Source organism: Xanthobacter sp. NM-25 (assembly GCF_022138605.1).
Lineage (GTDB): Bacteria > Pseudomonadota > Alphaproteobacteria > Rhizobiales > Xanthobacteraceae > Xanthobacter.
On record NZ_JACBFS010000011.1, the window covers coordinates 1 to 14,980 of the forward strand.

At 69.0% G+C, this 14,980-nt stretch carries 19 protein-coding genes; all 19 read right to left on the reverse strand.

Annotated features, from left to right (window positions below; genetic code table 11):
* Positions 1–238: hypothetical protein (locus tag MEU52_RS21120; RefSeq protein ID WP_238125027.1), on the reverse strand; the 238-nt coding region annotated here is incomplete at its 3' end.
* Entirely contained in the window at positions 235–1,407 is a 1,173-nt protein-coding gene (locus tag MEU52_RS21125; RefSeq protein WP_238123858.1) for a MotB family protein, read from the reverse strand. The genes MEU52_RS21125 and MEU52_RS21120, both read right to left, overlap by 4 nt.
* On the reverse strand, positions 1,391–2,122 hold the full coding sequence (locus MEU52_RS21130; RefSeq protein WP_238123859.1) for a hypothetical protein: 732 nt from the start codon (positions 2,120–2,122) through the stop codon (positions 1,391–1,393). The genes MEU52_RS21125 and MEU52_RS21130 overlap by 17 nt, the downstream gene beginning before the upstream one ends.
* Positions 2,119–3,798 carry a flagellar basal-body MS-ring/collar protein FliF gene (fliF, locus tag MEU52_RS21135; protein ID WP_238123860.1) on the reverse strand — a complete coding sequence of 560 codons (1,680 nt, stop codon included), beginning with the start codon at positions 3,796–3,798 and terminating at the stop codon, positions 2,119–2,121. Before fliF ends, MEU52_RS21130 begins: the two co-directional genes overlap by 4 nt.
* A gap of 308 nt (positions 3,799–4,106) precedes the next feature.
* Positions 4,107–5,150, reverse strand: coding sequence for a flagellin N-terminal helical domain-containing protein (locus MEU52_RS21140; protein WP_238123861.1), 1,044 nt, complete (start codon positions 5,148–5,150; stop codon positions 4,107–4,109).
* A 260-nt stretch (positions 5,151–5,410) separates the two neighbouring features.
* Entirely contained in the window at positions 5,411–6,199 is a 789-nt protein-coding gene (gene fliP / locus MEU52_RS21145; protein ID WP_238123906.1) for a flagellar type III secretion system pore protein FliP, read from the reverse strand.
* A gap of 56 nt (positions 6,200–6,255) precedes the next feature.
* The gene (locus MEU52_RS21150; protein ID WP_238123862.1) at positions 6,256–6,765 is read right to left on the reverse strand and encodes a flagellar basal body-associated FliL family protein; all 510 of its coding nucleotides are present in this window, start codon (positions 6,763–6,765) and stop codon (positions 6,256–6,258) included.
* Positions 6,766–6,776: 11 nt separating this feature from the next.
* Entirely contained in the window at positions 6,777–7,496 is a 720-nt protein-coding gene (locus tag MEU52_RS21155) for a flagellar basal body L-ring protein FlgH (RefSeq protein WP_238123863.1), read from the reverse strand.
* The gene (locus MEU52_RS21160) at positions 7,493–8,119 is read right to left on the reverse strand and encodes a MotE family protein (RefSeq protein ID WP_238123864.1); all 627 of its coding nucleotides are present in this window, start codon (positions 8,117–8,119) and stop codon (positions 7,493–7,495) included. The genes MEU52_RS21155 and MEU52_RS21160 overlap by 4 nt, the downstream gene beginning before the upstream one ends.
* A gap of 125 nt (positions 8,120–8,244) precedes the next feature.
* On the reverse strand, positions 8,245–9,363 hold the full coding sequence (gene flgI / locus MEU52_RS21165) for a flagellar basal body P-ring protein FlgI (protein WP_238123865.1): 1,119 nt from the start codon (positions 9,361–9,363) through the stop codon (positions 8,245–8,247).
* Positions 9,360–9,926 carry a flagellar basal body P-ring formation chaperone FlgA gene (gene flgA / locus MEU52_RS21170; protein WP_238123866.1) on the reverse strand — a complete coding sequence of 189 codons (567 nt, stop codon included), beginning with the start codon at positions 9,924–9,926 and terminating at the stop codon, positions 9,360–9,362. The genes flgI and flgA overlap by 4 nt, the downstream gene beginning before the upstream one ends.
* Positions 9,926–10,714: a flagellar basal-body rod protein FlgG gene (flgG, locus tag MEU52_RS21175; protein ID WP_238123867.1), complete on the reverse strand. Its 789-nt coding sequence runs from the start codon at positions 10,712–10,714 to the stop codon at positions 9,926–9,928. The genes flgA and flgG overlap by 1 nt, the downstream gene beginning before the upstream one ends.
* A 21-nt stretch (positions 10,715–10,735) precedes the next feature.
* On the reverse strand, positions 10,736–11,062 hold the full coding sequence (locus MEU52_RS21180) for a flagellar hook-basal body complex protein FliE (RefSeq protein ID WP_238123868.1): 327 nt from the start codon (positions 11,060–11,062) through the stop codon (positions 10,736–10,738).
* The gene (gene flgC / locus MEU52_RS21185; RefSeq protein ID WP_238123907.1) at positions 11,062–11,478 is read right to left on the reverse strand and encodes a flagellar basal body rod protein FlgC; all 417 of its coding nucleotides are present in this window, start codon (positions 11,476–11,478) and stop codon (positions 11,062–11,064) included. Before flgC ends, MEU52_RS21180 begins: the two co-directional genes overlap by 1 nt.
* 2 nt (positions 11,479–11,480) lie before the next feature.
* The gene (flgB, locus tag MEU52_RS21190; protein WP_238123869.1) at positions 11,481–11,870 is read right to left on the reverse strand and encodes a flagellar basal body rod protein FlgB; all 390 of its coding nucleotides are present in this window, start codon (positions 11,868–11,870) and stop codon (positions 11,481–11,483) included.
* Between the two features lie 69 nt (positions 11,871–11,939).
* Positions 11,940–12,398 (reverse strand): hypothetical protein, encoded by a 459-nt coding sequence (locus MEU52_RS21195; protein ID WP_238123870.1) that lies wholly within the window; start codon positions 12,396–12,398, stop codon positions 11,940–11,942.
* Entirely contained in the window at positions 12,385–13,461 is a 1,077-nt protein-coding gene (gene flhB / locus MEU52_RS21200; protein WP_238123871.1) for a flagellar biosynthesis protein FlhB, read from the reverse strand. The genes MEU52_RS21195 and flhB overlap by 14 nt, the downstream gene beginning before the upstream one ends.
* Positions 13,462–13,493: 32 nt before the next feature.
* On the reverse strand, positions 13,494–14,516 hold the full coding sequence (locus MEU52_RS21205) for a flagellar motor switch protein FliG (protein WP_238123872.1): 1,023 nt from the start codon (positions 14,514–14,516) through the stop codon (positions 13,494–13,496).
* Between the two features lie 11 nt (positions 14,517–14,527).
* Positions 14,528–14,956 (reverse strand): flagellar motor switch protein FliN, encoded by a 429-nt coding sequence (gene fliN, locus MEU52_RS21210; RefSeq protein WP_443267961.1) that lies wholly within the window; start codon positions 14,954–14,956, stop codon positions 14,528–14,530.
* Positions 14,957–14,980: the final 24 nt, after the last annotated feature.

A 14,980-nucleotide genomic window follows, 5' to 3' on the forward strand; every position in this document is an offset into this window, starting at 1 on the left:
AGGCCGCGGGCGTGCTCTCCGCGGCCTCGGCCACGGGGCGCAGGCCGGCCCAGGGATCGACCGACTGGGCGTGGGCGCCGAGCGGCAGGGTGAGGCCGGCCAACACCAGCGCGACGCCGGCGGTGGACCGCTTGCGAGCCGCGCTCATGCCGGCAGTGCGGCAGCGGAAGGCGGTCATGGTGTCGCCGGTCATGGTGTCGCCGGTCATGGTGTCGCCGGTCATGGTGTCGCCGGTCATGGGGCGGGCGCCCGCAGCAGGATCTCGATGCGCCGGTTTTCCGGGGCATTGGGATCGTCGGCCTTCTTGGGATCGCGGGCCGCCACGCCCTCGATCTTCACCACCCGCTGCTCGTCGAGCCCGCCGCGCACCAGCATGTACAGGGCCATGTGGGCGCGGGCGCTGGACAGCCGCCAGTTGTCATAGGTGTCGGACCGGAACGGACGGGCGTCCGTATGGCCACGGATGGTCACCTCGCCGGGGCGCTGGGCGAGGGTGCGGGCGATCTGCTCCATGGCGCGCACCAGCCGGCCGTCGGGGATCGCCGAACCCACCGGGAACATGGCGAAGTCGATATTGTCGGTGAGGTCGATGATGAGCCCGTCCTGGCCGGCGCGCACCTCCACCTGGGGCGCGCGGCCGCCGGGGAAGCTGCTGGCGAGGGCGCTCTTCAATTCCTTCGCCAGCGCCTGGGCGGCCGGATCGCCGGTGGCGGGGGTCGCGCCGGTCGCGCCGGTCGCGCCATTCATCTTGGCGGCGCCGGCGGCTGCGCTGTCGCTCGCCTTCTGCGGGGCCGGGGGGCCACCGGCGTCGGGCCGCCCGGCGGCGGGCGGGGCGATCTTCGAAGGGCTTGGCCGCGCCACCCGGGCCTGCAGCGCCGCCGACATCTGCCAATAGGTGGGGTCGAACGGATCGCGGTTGACGTCGCCATTGCCGGTGCCGGGCGAGCCGAGGTCGCCGGCGGTGGCGTCGGGGGTGCCGCCCGGCCGCGGGTCGGCATCCCCGGCCAGCTTGTTGAGCACCGCATAGGGGTCCTGGAAGGCGGCGCGCTCCTTGTCGCCCTGCTGGCGATCGTCGCCGGCGCCGGATTTGCGGCCGGTGGTGTTCTTCAGCGACGACATCTTCTCGCCGTCGCTGGAGGTGCCCTTGGCCTGGGTATCCTCGGGGTCGTTGAGGCCGCGCACGTCGGTGATGGAGGAGGCGAGGTCCACCGGATTGAAGTAGTTGGCGATGGCCTTGCGGGTGTCCTTGTCGGTGACGTTGATGAGCCACATGATGAGGAAGAAGGCCATCATCGCCGTCATGAAGTCCGCATGGGCCACCTTCCAGGCGCTGGAATGGTGGTCGTGCTCCTCGTCGTCATGGCGTTTGACGATGATCAGTTCGCCGTGTTCATCCTTCCCCGACACCGGCGCCTCCCTGGTTCTGGGGCCGCGCATTGCCGCCGAGCCGTTCCACCCAGGCGGCCAGCCGGGTCTCGATGATGGTGTCGTCGCAGGTGACCGTCAGGTCCGCCGCACCGGTGGCGCAGAAGCGCACCCCCGCCGGGTCGCCGAGGCTGTGGGCGAGGGCGGTCACCAGGTCCTGCGGCCCGCTGACGGTGAGCAGCGGCGCGGCGTGGCCGGCGCGCAGCATGGCGATGTGCCCTTTCATCTCCTCCAGGGCACGGGCCCGCACGGCGGCGGTCACGAATGGCGTCAGCGCCTTGCCCAGCGCATTGCCGAGCCGCGTTTCCAGGTCGGCGAAGGCGTCGGCGACGGCCGCCGCCAGGCGCTCCGCCTCGCCCTGGCACCAGGCGACGCGGGCGTCCGCCAATTGCTGGTCGAAGGCCGCCTGCAGCCGCTCGGCGTCCGCGCTGCGCGCTGCCTCGCTGGCGGCCAGGGCGGCGCGGGCCTCGGCCTCGGCCTCGCTGCGGGCCTCGTTTCGCGCCTCGTGGCGGGCGCGCGCCACCGCCTGGCGCAGGTCGTCGCCGCTGAAGCTGGGCAGGGGCGCGCGGGGCGCTTCCGCCGCCGGCCCCTCGCGACGGGGCGGGGCGGCGATGTCACGCGCCTCGCCGTCGGCGGGCAGGGCGACCCCGGACGGGCCGAAATGGGGAAGATGGCGCAGCAGCGTGTGCATGGTCATGCCCGGGCCTCCTGGTGCAGCCATTGCCGCAGGATGGCTGCCGCCTGCTCTTCATCGAACTCGACGATCTGCTCCAGCCGCTTCTGCGGCGAGCGGTTCTTGCGGCTGGTGAGATCCTCGATGAGGTTGAGGGTGTCTTCGTCGCCCTCCGCCGCCGGCGCGGCGGCGGGCGCGCCGGCCGGCTCACCCGGGCCGCCCACCGCCGGGATCTGCGGCGCCGCCAGCATGGCGGCCTCGAGGCGCGCCACATCGGCCTCGATGGCTTCCGGCTCCGGACGGGCGAGAATGGCGCGCACCGCCGGCTTCAGCCCGAACCAGATCAGCAGGCCCGCCACCACCAGGATGGTCAGTGCGTTGATCATGGTGCCGGCCTGGCGCAGCAGCAGCTCGGTCCACGGCAGCGGCGGCACCGGCTCCAGCGCGTGGCCACCATCGGCGAACGGCACCGCCACCACCTTCAGCTTGTCGCCGCGCTCCTTGTCGAAGCCGGCGGCCGAGCCCACCAGCTGCTCCACCTCATAGATCTGCTGCTCCACCGGGATCACTTCGCCACCGGGACCTGAGGGCGCGGCGAGGCGCTCCTTGTTGACCAGCACGGCAATGGAGAGGCCGCGCACCAGATAGGCGTCGCGCACGGTCTGCACGGTGCGGGTGGAGACCTCGAAATTGGTCAGTTCCTCACGGCGCGAATTGTTCTCGCTGGAATCGGTGCCGTTGTCGGAGCTGCTCTGCTGGGCGGGAATGTTCTGCTGCACCGAGGTGGAGGGTTGCTTGGTGCGGTTCTGGGTCTGGCCCAGCTCCTTCACCACCCGCACCGAGCGTTCCACCTTGGAGGCGGGGTCGAACGTGGTTTCCTGGGTGGTCACCTTGTCGGTGTCGAGCCGGGAGGTGACCGAGACCTCGAAATTGCCCATGCCGAGATAGGGGGTGAGGGTGCGGCGGATCTTCTCCTCGGTCTCCCGATTGACCTGCTGCTGCAGCGCCGCCTTCTTGCCGGTGGCGGCATTGGCGCCGTCGTCGCTGGCGGAGAGCACCGCCCCTTCGGTGTTGAGCACCGTGACATCGTCGAGCTTGAGGCCGGGCACCGCGGCCGCCACCAGGTGGCGGATGGCCTGGGCGGTGGAGGCATCCTCGGCATTCTCGGTGCGGATCACCACCGAGGCGGAGGCCTGCTGCTGGTCGCGGCGGAACGAGGCGCGATCGGGCAGCACGATGTGCACCCGCGCGGCCTTGACGCCCTTCATGGTCTGGATGGTGCGGGCGAGCTCGCCCTCCAGCGCCCGCACCCGCGTCACCTCCTGCATGAAGGAGGTGAGGCCGAAGGCGCGCACGTCGTTGAACAGCTCGTAGCCGGTGTTGGCGCTCTGCGGCAGTCCCTTCACCGCCAGCAGCATGCGGGCCTTGGCGGTGTCGGAATGGGCCACCAGCACGCTGGTGCCGTCGGCGGCCACGTCGAATGGGATGCCGGCATCCTTGAGGGCGCCGCCGATGCGGTTCACATCCTCGCGGGTGAGGTTGGAATAGAGCGGCTCGCGCTCCGGCTGGCCGAGGTAATAGGCGCCAAGGGCGATGGCGCCCACCACCACCAGGGCGATGAGACCGAGCGCGATCAGCCGGCGGGTGCCGAGATCGCGCAGGTTCTTCCACAGGAGTTCGAGCTGGTCCTTGCCGATCATCGGCTGATCTCGTCCGATTGCGCCTCGCCCCGTGGCGCAATGCGCCGCCGGAGCTGTCGAAGTGAGGATCGGGCACACGGGGCTTTGTGGCCCCGCTCATGTGCCTTGGAGCAATCTCGACGTTCAAACTTGCCTGGGCGTTGCAGACGCCGCGGCCAGAAAAAAGGCCACGCTCCGGAGGGAGGCGTGGCCAGGGGGCCGGCGCGCGCGGCCGGCTGGCAAGGAGCGCTGCAGGGAAACCCTGCAGGCCGCCCGGGGGAAAGACGCCCGCGCCGGCGACCGGCGCGGGTGGAGGGCGTATGCCCAGCTCAGCGGAACAGGCTCATGACGTTCTGCGACGAGCTGTTGGCGATGGACAGCGACTGCACCGCCAGCTGCTGCTGGGTCTGCAGGGCCTTCAGCTTGGTCGATTCCTCTTCCATGTTGGCGTCGACCAGCGAGCCGATGGAGGAGGTGTTGAGGTCGATCAGGCTCTGGGCGAAGGTCTGCTGAGACCCCAGCCGGGTCGAGGTGGTGCCGAGCGTGGTGGCGCCCTGCTGCAGCTGCTGCATGGTGGCATCCACGATCTTCACATAGGCCTGGATCTTGGCCAGGTCCGCATCGGTGTTGCCGAGGGTCGACACGTCGAAGTCGGAGATGGACTCGGTGCCGGCCGTGGCGGTGCCGCCGATGACGTACTTGGTGTCCATGAAGCCCTTCAGGCTCCCGGCCGTGGTATCCACGGCGACAGTGGCGCCGCCGGTCACGTTGGCCGCCGTGGCCACCGCCGTCACCCCCTTGTCGATGGTGGAGGAGGAGCCGGTGGCGGTGTTGCCGGTGGAGGCGTCATAGACGGTGAACGAACCGGTATCGATGGCGGTGGAGCCCACCGTCACCGTGGAGCCGGTGCGCGAGAACGACGACAAGAGGTTCTTGGTGCCGTTGAAGCCAGACGCGCTGGAGTCCACCGAGAGCCAGTTGGAGCCGTTCATCACCGTGTTGTCGGAGGTTGTCTTGATCTCGCTGACGTAGGACGCGATCTCGGTCTGCAGCTTGTTACGGTCGACGTTGGGCGAGAGCGCGGCGGTGAGGTTGTTCTTGATCTTGGACAGCGAGGAAACCACCGCGTTGACGCCGGTCGACGCCGCATCCACCGAGTTCTTGTCGAGGCTCATGGCATCCTTCACCGCGCCCAGGGCCCCGTTGTCGGAGGTGAGGGTGGTGGCGATGGACCAGTAGGCCGCACCGTCAGCCGCGGAGTTGATCCGCTTGCCGGTGGAGACGTGGGTGTTGGTGGTGTCGAGGTTGGCGTTGATGGTCCGCAGGGTCTGCAGGGCCACCATCGCGGAGTTGTTGGTGATCAGGCTGGTCATGACGAAATGTCCCTCTTGGGTTGCAAGGTCTGAGTGTCAGGGGGACATGCCGGGCTTTCACCGGCATGGCAGGGCGGCATCATGCCTTTGATCGGCCGGCCCGCTCGGGGGTCCGGCACCGGCTCGCGAGAGCCGTTCAACCTGCCATGGGACACACCCTAGCGCGCCGAGCTTGCGCGGGGCTTGCGTCCTCGTCGTCCGGGGGGCGAAAACAAAAACCCGCGCCGGAGCGCGGGTTTTGCTGCGGGCTTCTGGCGGTTTCAGAAGAACGAGCGGATCAGCCCGCTGACCAGAAGATTCCAGCCGTCGATGAGGATGAAGAACAGCACCTTGAACGGCAGGGAAATCACCGCCGGCGGCATCATCATCATGCCCATGGACATCACCAAAGTGGCGACGATCATGTCGATCACCAGGAACGGCAGCACGATGAGAAAGCCGATCTCGAAGCCGCGCCGCAGCTCGGAGATCATGAAGGCGGGAATGAGCACCCGCATGGAGATCTTCTCCTCCGCCTTGGCCGGCGTCGCCGGGGTGGCGGGGGCGGGCTTGTCCTTGCCGCCGCCGGCCTGGCGGGCGGCGAGATCGCTGAACAATTGCAGATCCTTGGCGCGCACCTGGTTCAGCATGAAGTCGCGGAACGGGTCGGCGATCTTCTCCACCGCCTCCTGTTCGCTGATGCGGTTCTCGGTCAGCGGCGCCACGCCGTCCTGCCAGGCGCGTTCGAAGGTGGGGCCCATGACATAGAAGGTCATGAACAGCGACAGGGAGATCAGCACCAGATTGGCCGGGGTGGACTGCAGGCCGAGCCCCGAGCGCAGGAATGAGAAGGCGATGACGAAGCGGGTGAAGCTCGTCACCATGATCAGCAGCCCCGGCGCCACCGACAGCACGGTGAGCAGGGCCACCATCTGCATGACGCGGCCGGCGGCGCTGCCATTGCCTTCGGGTAGCAACTGATCCAGCGAGGGCAGCTGAGGCGCAGTCTCGGCGAGCCCCGGGGCGCTCGAGGCGGCCAGCAGCGCCGTGGCGGCCAGCAGCACCGCCATGGTGTGCCGCGCCGCGCGGGCGGCCGGATGGCGGACCGGCGTCGCCTGGGCGCCGCTCATTGCACCACCAGGGACACGAGCACCAGCTCGGCCACCTTGCCCTCGGAGCGCACGCCGGCGCGGTCATTCAGATCCTCGCGCAGGTGCTGGAGCGCGCTCGGGCCCTCCAGCTGGCTGAGCGAGAGGGTGCGCACATAGGCCATCATGTCCTCGCGGATCTCGGCGGCGGTGACATCGGGATTGGCGAGGGCGCCGTTCTTGAACACCAGGGCCGCTTCGAGGCGCACGAAGGCGGAGCTCGGCGCCGCCAGGTTCACCACCACCGGCTTCAGCTCCTTCAGGGTCATGTCGCCGGCGTAGCGCAGCGGCGGGGGTGGCTCCACCTTCGGCTCGGCGGCGATCTTGGCGCTGACCACCTTCTCGACGGTGCCGGCCAGCTGGTAGCCGAGCCCGCCGCCGAGTCCCGCCGCCAGCAGGGTGAGGATGAGGAGGGCGACGATCAGGCCGCCGCCCTTCTTGGCGCCGCCGGCGTCTTTGCCGGCGTCCTTGGACGGTGAGGGGGGCATGGGTCGCGTCCTCAGAACGGCACGACGAGATCGTAGATGCGCTGGCCCCAGGCCGGCTGCTGCACATCCATCTGCCGGCCACGTCCGCCATAGGAGATGCGGGCTTCGGCGATCTTGTCGTAGGGAATGACATTGCCCGAGGAGATGTCGAGCGGGTTGACGATGCCGGCGATGTTGAGCACCCGCACCTCGTAATTCACCTTGATCTCCTGTGAGCCGCTGATCATCAGATTGCCGTCGGGCAATACTTCCGTGACCACCGCGGCGATGGACAGGCGCAGCTTTTCCGAACGGTCGATGGTGCCCTTGCCCTTGGTCTCGGTGTCGGAGCTGATGTTGAGGTTGCCGGAGGCGGCCCCCGCGTTGGCACCCTTGCCGAGGCCGGAGAGGTCGATCCCGGTGTCGAAGCCCAATTTGCTCTTGGCCTCGCGGGAGCGGTCGGTGGCATTGTCGAACTGGGCCTTGTCGTCGAGGGCGATCGACACGCGCAGCACGTCGCCCACCTTGGCCGCGCGCAGGTCGCGATACATGCTGCCGGAGCGGTTCTGGTCCCAGGTGGAACGGAAGCTGCGCACCGGCGGCTGCTGGAAGGTGGTGGGCACCGGATCTCGACGGGTGTCGAGCCCCGAGCCCACCGGGCTCAGCGAGGGGCCGAGCAGCAGGTTGTCGTGGCTGGTCTGGCAGCCGGCGAGCACCAGCGCCAGCCAGACGGGCAGGGTGGCGCGCTTCATCCCGCCTTGCCTTCCGTGTTGCGGCGGCTGAGGCCCACCATGGTGGAAGTGAGGCGGGCGGCGCGCGCCGGGTCAATCTCGTTCAGGATGGCGCTGGCCACCCGCGGGTTGAGCTTGGACAGCAGCGCCGCCGCCATGTCCTCGTTCATGGCCGACATCTGGGCGGCGGCGGCATCGGGCCGCATCTGCGAGACCACCGCCACCAGCGCCTCGTCCGCCTTTTTCAGGAAGATCTCGCGGCGCTGCAGCCAGTCCTCATATTCCTTGCGCTTGGCTTCCAGCTGCGCCACCCGCGCCTCGATGGCCTTCTCCATGGCGGACAGGGCCTCCTTCTGCCGGGTGAAGCGGGCGTCGGCGGCCGCATCGGCGATGTTGCGGCAGTATTGGGCGGCATTGGTGTCTTGAGCGGCAGCCTGGGCCGTCGCCGGGCTGGCGGCCGCGACCACCGCCTGGGCGTGGGCATCCAGCGGCGCGCCGAGCAGCAGGCCGGCGGCGAGCAGTGGGGCCGCGTGGCGGGCGGTGCGACGCAGCGCGCGGGTAGGGCCTTGAAGCAGGCCGCCGAAGGCGCCTGCGGCGAGGCCGGCCGCAGCGGCCGCAAACAAAGCGGGCAGCGTGAGGCTCATGGGGGACACTCCCTGAAAAATCACCGCCGCCGCGCGGTGCGCTGCGGCGGCGGGCAGGTCGGTTCTAGGGAGGCTGACTTGCGTGGCGCTGTCATCCCCGGCCGGGGCTGGCGCGGGGCTGACGCCTATTGGAACACCAGTTCCGCCTGCAGCGCCCCGGAGGTCTTCACCGCCTGGAGGATGGAGATGATGTCGCTGGGCTTCAGGCCGAACCGGTTGAGGCCGTTCACCAGCGTGTGCAGGTTCGTGCCATGGACGATGCCGATGGGGCCGGAGCTTTCCTGGGCATCGATCTGGGTGCGGGGCACCACCACCGTCTGGCCGTCGGAGAACGGCTCCGGCTGGGACACGATGGGGGTCTCCGTCACCTGAACCGTCAGGTTGCCCTGGGTGACGGCGAAGGTGGACACCTGGACATTGCGGCCGATGACCACGGTTCCGGTGCGCTGGTCCACCACCACCTTCGCCGGCGTGTCCGGTTCCACCCGCAGCTCACCGAGCTCGGCGATGAAGCGGGCGGGATTGGCATTGGCCGGGCGCTGCACTTCCACCGTGCGCAGGTCCAGTTCCCGCGCCAGGCGCTTGCCATAACGCGCCTGCGTATAGGCGTTGATGACGTCGGACATGCTGGTGGCGGTGCGAAAGTCCGGGTTGGTGAGGGCGAGGCGGAACACGCCCAGCTCAGCGAGCTGGCCGGGGATCTGCTTTTCCACCAGGGCGCCGTTGGCGATGCGTCCGGCGGTGGGCACCCCCTGGGTGAGGGTTTCCGCCTGGCCGGTGATGGCGATGCCCGACACCAGCTGGCCCTGGGCGACGGCGTAGACGATGCCGTCGGCGCCGTTCAGCGGGGTGATGAGCAGGGTGCCGCCGCGCAGCGAGGTGGCATCGCCGAGGGAGGCGATGGTGACGTCGATGCGGGAGCCGACGGTGGCGAACGCCGGCAGCACCGCCGTCACCGCCACCGCCGCCACGTTCTTGGCCCGGAGCGAGAGGCCCTGCACATTGATGCCCATGCGGTCCAGCATGGATTGCATGGCCTGTTCGGTGAACGGCGAGTTGCGCAAGGTGTCGCCGGTGCCCTGCAGGCCGATCACCAGCCCGTAGCCCACCAATTGGTTGTCGCGTACCCCCTGCACCGACGAGATGTCCTTGATGCGGGTGAGGGCGGCGGCCGGTGTGATGGCCGCCGATGCGAGGCCGGCAATGAGGCAGAGGCCGAAGGCGAAGCGCAGCAATCGTCTCATGGCATGGGCACCCGCACCGATCCGTCGGCTTCCACCTGGCCGACGATGATCTGGCCGCTGTCCATGTTCTTGAGCCGGATGAAGGCGCCGACCGGACCGGACTCCAACGCCAGCGCATAGCCGGAGATGGCGAGCCCGCCGGCCTTGAGGTGGATCCGCGTCGCCACCCCCTTGGTCACCACGGTGGCATCGGTGATGGCATTGGTGGGCACCGGCTGGCCGGCGGGCAGGGTGCGCCGGGCCACCTTGCCGGCCAAGGCCTCTTCTCGGGCGATGATGCCGCCCCGGTCCACCAGCTCCTGCGGCACCATGCGGCTGCCGAAAGCGGCGCTCGCCAGGCTGTCGCCGGGATAGAGGGTCACTGCCGGCACCGGCACGGGAACCCCCGCCGCCATCGGCGCGGCCGCCGCGGCGGGAGGCGGCGCGGTGTCGGCCGGGGCCGCCCGTTCCGCCTCGGAGCGGGCGGTGAGGGTGGCGATGCTCTGCGCCGCCGCGCCGGCGCCGCCGAGCGGGGCCAGAAACAGGGCCACAAGCAGGGCCGTGAGGCCGGGTGCGCGGGGCATCAGCGGATGCCCTTGGAGACCACGCCGGCCATGTCGTCGGCGGCCTGGATCACCTTCGAATTCATCTCATAGGCGCGCTGTGCGGAGATGAGGGCGGTGATCTCCTTGATGGGATCGACGTTGGAGCCCTCCAGATAGCCCTGGACGATGGAGCCGAAGCCCACGTCGCCGGCCACCCCGCTCACCGCCTGGCCGGAGGCCGGCGTTTCCCGGTAGAGGTTGTCGCCCACCGGCTCCAGGCCGGAATCGTTGGCGAAGGTGGTGAGGGACAATTGGCCGAGGAGCTGCGGGCTGGTCTGTCCGGCCACCTGCGCATAGATCTGCCCGGCCTCGTTGATGACGATGCTGGAGGCGTTGCTGGGCAGGGTGAGCGAGGGGTTCACGGTATAGCCGTCGGCGGTCACCAGCTGGCCGGTGGGGCCTTTGTTGAAGCTGCCGGCGCGGGTGTAGAGGGTTTCGCCCGAGGGGCTGGTGATCTGGAACCAGCCGCGTCCGTTGAGGGCGAGGTCGAGGGGGTTGCCGGTCTGCGACAGCGGCCCCTGCAGGTGCAGGTTGCGGATGCCGATGGTGCGCACGCCGAGGCCCACCAGCGCCCCTTCCGGCACCGGCTCGGCCCCGTCCTGATTGGGTACGCCCTGGGCGCGCTCGGCCTGGTAGAGCAGATCGGTGAACTCGGCGCGGGCCCGCTTGAAGCCGGTGGTGTTGATGTTGGCGATATTGTTGGCGATCACTTCCACATTGGTCTGCTGGGCGGACATGCCGGTGGCGGCGATGGCAAGGGCGCGCATGGGTGGTTCCTCCAAGGCCGGTCAGATGGCCATCCGGCTGATTTCCTGATAGGCGGCGACCACCTTGTCGCGCACCGCGATGGCGGTCTGCAGGGTCTGCTCGGCGGACATCACCGCTTCCACCACCTGCTGCACGGACACCCGGCCCTGAATGCCGGAAATGGCCGCCGCCTCACCCGCCTTCACCGAATCCACCGCGGTGGAGGACATGCGGGCGAGCATGGTTGAGAAGTCCGCCAGGCCGCCGGCATTGGCGGCCGCGGCGGGGTCCACCTGAGTTTCGGTGCGGGCGCGGGTGACGCCGGCGGCGGCATGGCTCACCGACGAGAGGGAGAGGGGATCGATCATCACGGCGTCCTCAGCAAGTCGATGGTCATGGCGACCATCGCGCGGGCCTGCTTGATCATCTGCAGATTGGCCTCATAGCCCCGGCCGGCCTCGCGCAGGTCCGCCATTTCGATGAGCGGATTGACGTTGGGCAGCTTCACCAGGCCGTTGGCGTCGGCGGCCGGGTTGCCGGGGTCGTATTCGGTGACGAACGGCGTCTTGTCGGTGCCGGTCGACTTCACTTTCACCTGCGCCACGCCGAGCGTGCGGTCGAGTTCGGAGGCGAACGCGACGGTCTTGCGGGTGTAGGGATCGGCGCCGGGGGTGGCGCCGGTGGAGCGGGCGTTGGCGATGTTCTCCGCCACGATCCGCATGCGCGTGGACTGGGCCGCGATGCCCGAGCTGGCGATGGCGGTGGCCGCCTTCAGGGGATCGATGATCATGTCTTCACGCTCGTCAGAAGCATGCGGTGGAAGGTCCGCATGATGGTGGTGTCGAGGGAGTAGGCCCGGTTGACCTCGTCGGCCTTGAGCATCTCCGCTTCCAGGCTCACCGAATTGCCCGACAATGTGGTGCCCCAGCCGTCCTTTCCGCCCTTGGCGGCGTGGCCCTGGCGGATGGCATCGGCGGCGGGCAGCTCGAGATGGCCGCCGTCGGTGCGGGCCATGGCGAGCCGGGTCTTGTCCAGCACGGCGCTGAAGGGGGCGACGTCCATCGCCTGGTAGCCCGGCGTGTTGGCATTGGCGATGTTGCCGGCGATCGCCGCCTGGCGCAGGGTGGTCCATTGCGCGTGGCGAGATGCCAGACCAAGCAGGTAAAGGGGCTGCATGGCGATCTCCCTGGTGATGTGCGCAGCGTAGCGCGTCAATCTTGCCCGAGGCTGGAGGGCGGCGCCGGCTCAGTGGGGCGGCAGGCGGGCGGCCTCCAGGGCGCCGGCGAGCCGGCTGAGGCAGTCGTCATAGCCCTCATAGGCCTCGGTGAAGACGATGCTGGCGATCTCGATGCCCGCCGCCGTCTCGTCGAACACCATGCGGAAATAGACCCGCAGGTCCGTATGGTGCAGCTCCAGCGCGATGCTCACGGTGGGCGGGTGGCCCCAATCGGAGAAGGTGGAGGCGTGCCCGGCATAGGTGAGGGTGCCCGGCCGCAGCGAGCGCTCGGCGGAGGACACCACGAGATCCTCGATGATGGAGCGCTTGCCGGCGTTGATATAGGCGATCAGCAGCCCGGCATTGGTGAAGAACAGCTCCACCACCACCTCCCGCAGGGCGGTGGCGAGCAGGCGCTCGAACGCCATGCTCTCGAGGGCCGGGCGGGTCGACAGGTCGAGGATATGGTAATGGTCATGGGGTGCCATGGGCGCGCTTCGTGTAGATGTAGTGAAGGATCTGGGCGACCGGGCGATAGAATTCGCGCGGAATCCATTGGTCGACATGCACCGCGTCGTACATGGCGCGGGCGAGCGGACGGTCTTCGACCACCGGCACCTTGTGCTGCTCGGCGATCTCGCGGATCTTGAGGGCGACGAGGTCGGTGCCCTTGGCCACCACCAGGGGGGCGCCACCCAGCTCGCGGTCGTATTTGATGGCGATGGCGTAGTGGGTGGGATTGGCGATCACCACCGAGGCCTGCGGCACCGCCGCCATCATCCGCTGCCGGGCGCGCTCGCGGGCGACGGCGCGAATGCGCGCCTTCACCATCGGGTCGCCTTCGGACTGCTTGAACTCGTCCTTCAGCTCCTGCTTGGTCATGCGCAGCTCGGATTTCCAGTTCATGCGCGACCACACGAGGTCGGCCCCCACCAGGGCGATGGTGCCTACGCACACCGCCGACACCAGGCGGATGGCCAGGGTGAGGACAGTGGACGGCAGGGTCAGCGGATCGGAGAACATGGCATCCACCAGCTGGCGCTGCTGGCTGTAGAGCACCAGCGCGGCAATGACGCCGATGGCGGTGAGCTTGAACAGGGCCTTGCCGAATTCGATCCGCCCCTGGGTTCCCAGCAGCCGCTTCAGGCCGGCGGCGGGGGAAATGCGGTTCCATTTCGGGCTGATGCGGTCGAGCACCAGGGCAGGCACGTTCTGGAACGCAGCCGCCACCAGCCCGGCCAGCGCCAGCACCAGCACGATGGGGGTGAGGAAGCGCCCGCCGGCCATCATCACCTGCCACAGCAGGCCCACCGCATCGCTGCCGCGCTCCAGCCGGAAGCCGCCGGGGTCGTCCAGCAGCCGGGCGAGGTCGTCGGTCAGCAGCCGCACGGGGCCGCTGATGAAGAAGGCCAGCGCCGCCAAAACGCCCAGCAGCGAGGCGAACAGGGTGGCCTCCCGCGAGAACGGCACATTGCCCTTCTCGATGGCGTCGGCGATCTTCTTCTCGCTCGCCTCTTCGGTCTTGCTGTCCTTGTCGTGATCGTCAGACATGGACGCCTGCCGGGCGCCGGCGCGCCACCGCCTCAGCGCACATAGGCATCCTCCTCGGCGCCGCTGTTGAGCTCGATCTCGCCGCGGCCGGCCATGTCGAGGGCGAGATCGGTGACGGTGCGCCGCGCCTCCGCCACGTCGCGGGCGGGGGCCGGATCGGAATTGGACATCTCCTGCTCCACCATGCGCCGCACGCGGGCGCCCAGGGACTGCAGGATGATCTCGCGGAACTCCGGCTCGGTGCCCTTCAGCGCCAGCACCAGCTTGTCGTTGGGCACCTGGTCGAACAGCGCGGTGCGGGCGCGCGGGGTGAGCTTGATGATGTCGTCGAAGGTGAACAGCAGGCCCTTCAGGATCTCGGCGGACTTGGGTCGGGTGGCGGCAAGGCTCGTCAACACCGTTTCCATGTCATCGCGTTCCATCTTGTTGATGATGTCGGCCATGCGGGCGTGGGGATCGGCGCCGGCATTGCGCGAGAAGTTCATCATGAAGTCCTCGTGCACCGTGCGTTCGATCACCTGCATGGTGGCGTCGACGATGGGCTTGAAGGTGAGCATGCGGCGCAGGATGCCGTTGCGCCGCTCCTCGGGAATGAAGCTCAGCACCTTGGCGGCGCAGGCGGGGCGCACCTTCGAGAGCATCAGGGCCGCGGTCTGCGGATGCTCCTTCGCCACATAGGCGGCGAGCAGGCTTTCCGAGACGGTGGAGATGCGGTCCCAGATGGAGTGGTTGGCCGCGCCCAGCAGCTCGTTCATGATCTCGGTGATCTGCTCCGGCGGCAGCACGCCGGTGAGCAGGCGCTCCACGTCCGCTGCGGTGCCGACCAGGTTGGCGCCGGAGACGAAATGGTTCGCGAAATCCTCGATGATGCCTTCGATCTGGGTGGAGGAGACCGGCTTCAGCTCGGCGATGGAGCGGGTGACGAGCTTGATTTCTTCCGCATCGAAATGCTTGAGGATGCGGTTGGCCACGGGCGCGCCCATGGTCATCAGCAGCGCCGCCACCTTGTCGCTGCCGTGCAGGGGACGCGATTTGCTGGTGCTCGTCATCGCCATGGCGGCCTCGCTCAGCCCAGCTCGTTGCCGCCCGGCCCGACGATCTCCGTGAGAGAGACGCCGAAGCGGGAGTTGTCATCCTCCACCACCATCACTTCGCCGCGGGCGATGACGCGGCCGTTGACCACCACGTCCACCGGCTCGCCGACCCGGTGGTCCAGGGGCACCACGGCGCCGCGGCCGAGCTTCAGTAGGCTGGAGACGGGCATGGAGGCGGAGCCGAGCACCACCTGCAGCAGCACCGGGATGCGCTTGACGCTTTCCAGCCCGCGGCCGGCGCCCAGCGTCTCGGTGGGCTCGCTGGCGGTGGGGGTGAGCAGCGCCTCGTCAAGGGCGGCCTTGGCTGAGGGGCTGGCGCCCTGCGAGGTGGCGGCCTGCGAGGTGGCGCCCTGCGAGGTGGCGCCCTGGGGAGCGGCGTCGCGGAGATCGGTCTCGGTCATGGTGGGTTCCTGATGAACTGTTGC

What these genes read in the sequence shown, in the direction of transcription:
- fliF (WP_238123860.1), bottom strand. Translation starts at nt 3,798, where the DNA reads ATGATCGGCAAGGACCAGCTCGAACTCCTGTGGAAGAACCTGCGCGAT.
- MEU52_RS21140 (WP_238123861.1), bottom strand. Translation starts at nt 5,150, where the DNA reads ATGACCAGCCTGATCACCAACAACTCCGCGATGGTGGCCCTGCAGACC.
- flhB (WP_238123871.1), bottom strand. Translation starts at nt 13,461, where the DNA reads ATGTCTGACGATCACGACAAGGACAGCAAGACCGAAGAGGCGAGCGAG.
- flgA (WP_238123866.1), bottom strand. Translation starts at nt 9,926, where the DNA reads ATGCCCCGCGCACCCGGCCTCACGGCCCTGCTTGTGGCCCTGTTTCTG.
- MEU52_RS21205 (WP_238123872.1), bottom strand. Translation starts at nt 14,516, where the DNA reads ATGGCGATGACGAGCACCAGCAAATCGCGTCCCCTGCACGGCAGCGAC.
- flgI (WP_238123865.1), bottom strand. Translation starts at nt 9,363, where the DNA reads ATGAGACGATTGCTGCGCTTCGCCTTCGGCCTCTGCCTCATTGCCGGC.
- fliP (WP_238123906.1), bottom strand. Translation starts at nt 6,199, where the DNA reads ATGGCGGTGCTGCTGGCCGCCACGGCGCTGCTGGCCGCCTCGAGCGCC.
- MEU52_RS21130 (WP_238123859.1), bottom strand. Translation starts at nt 2,122, where the DNA reads ATGACCATGCACACGCTGCTGCGCCATCTTCCCCATTTCGGCCCGTCC.
- MEU52_RS21155 (WP_238123863.1), bottom strand. Translation starts at nt 7,496, where the DNA reads ATGAAGCGCGCCACCCTGCCCGTCTGGCTGGCGCTGGTGCTCGCCGGC.
- flgG (WP_238123867.1), bottom strand. Translation starts at nt 10,714, where the DNA reads ATGCGCGCCCTTGCCATCGCCGCCACCGGCATGTCCGCCCAGCAGACC.
- flgB (WP_238123869.1), bottom strand. Translation starts at nt 11,870, where the DNA reads ATGCAGCCCCTTTACCTGCTTGGTCTGGCATCTCGCCACGCGCAATGG.
- MEU52_RS21160 (WP_238123864.1), bottom strand. Translation starts at nt 8,119, where the DNA reads ATGAGCCTCACGCTGCCCGCTTTGTTTGCGGCCGCTGCGGCCGGCCTC.
- MEU52_RS21150 (WP_238123862.1), bottom strand. Translation starts at nt 6,765, where the DNA reads ATGCCCCCCTCACCGTCCAAGGACGCCGGCAAAGACGCCGGCGGCGCC.
- MEU52_RS21195 (WP_238123870.1), bottom strand. Translation starts at nt 12,398, where the DNA reads ATGGCACCCCATGACCATTACCATATCCTCGACCTGTCGACCCGCCCG.
- MEU52_RS21180 (WP_238123868.1), bottom strand. Translation starts at nt 11,062, where the DNA reads ATGATCGATCCCCTCTCCCTCTCGTCGGTGAGCCATGCCGCCGCCGGC.
- fliN (WP_443267961.1), bottom strand. Translation starts at nt 14,956, where the DNA reads ATGACCGAGACCGATCTCCGCGACGCCGCTCCCCAGGGCGCCACCTCG.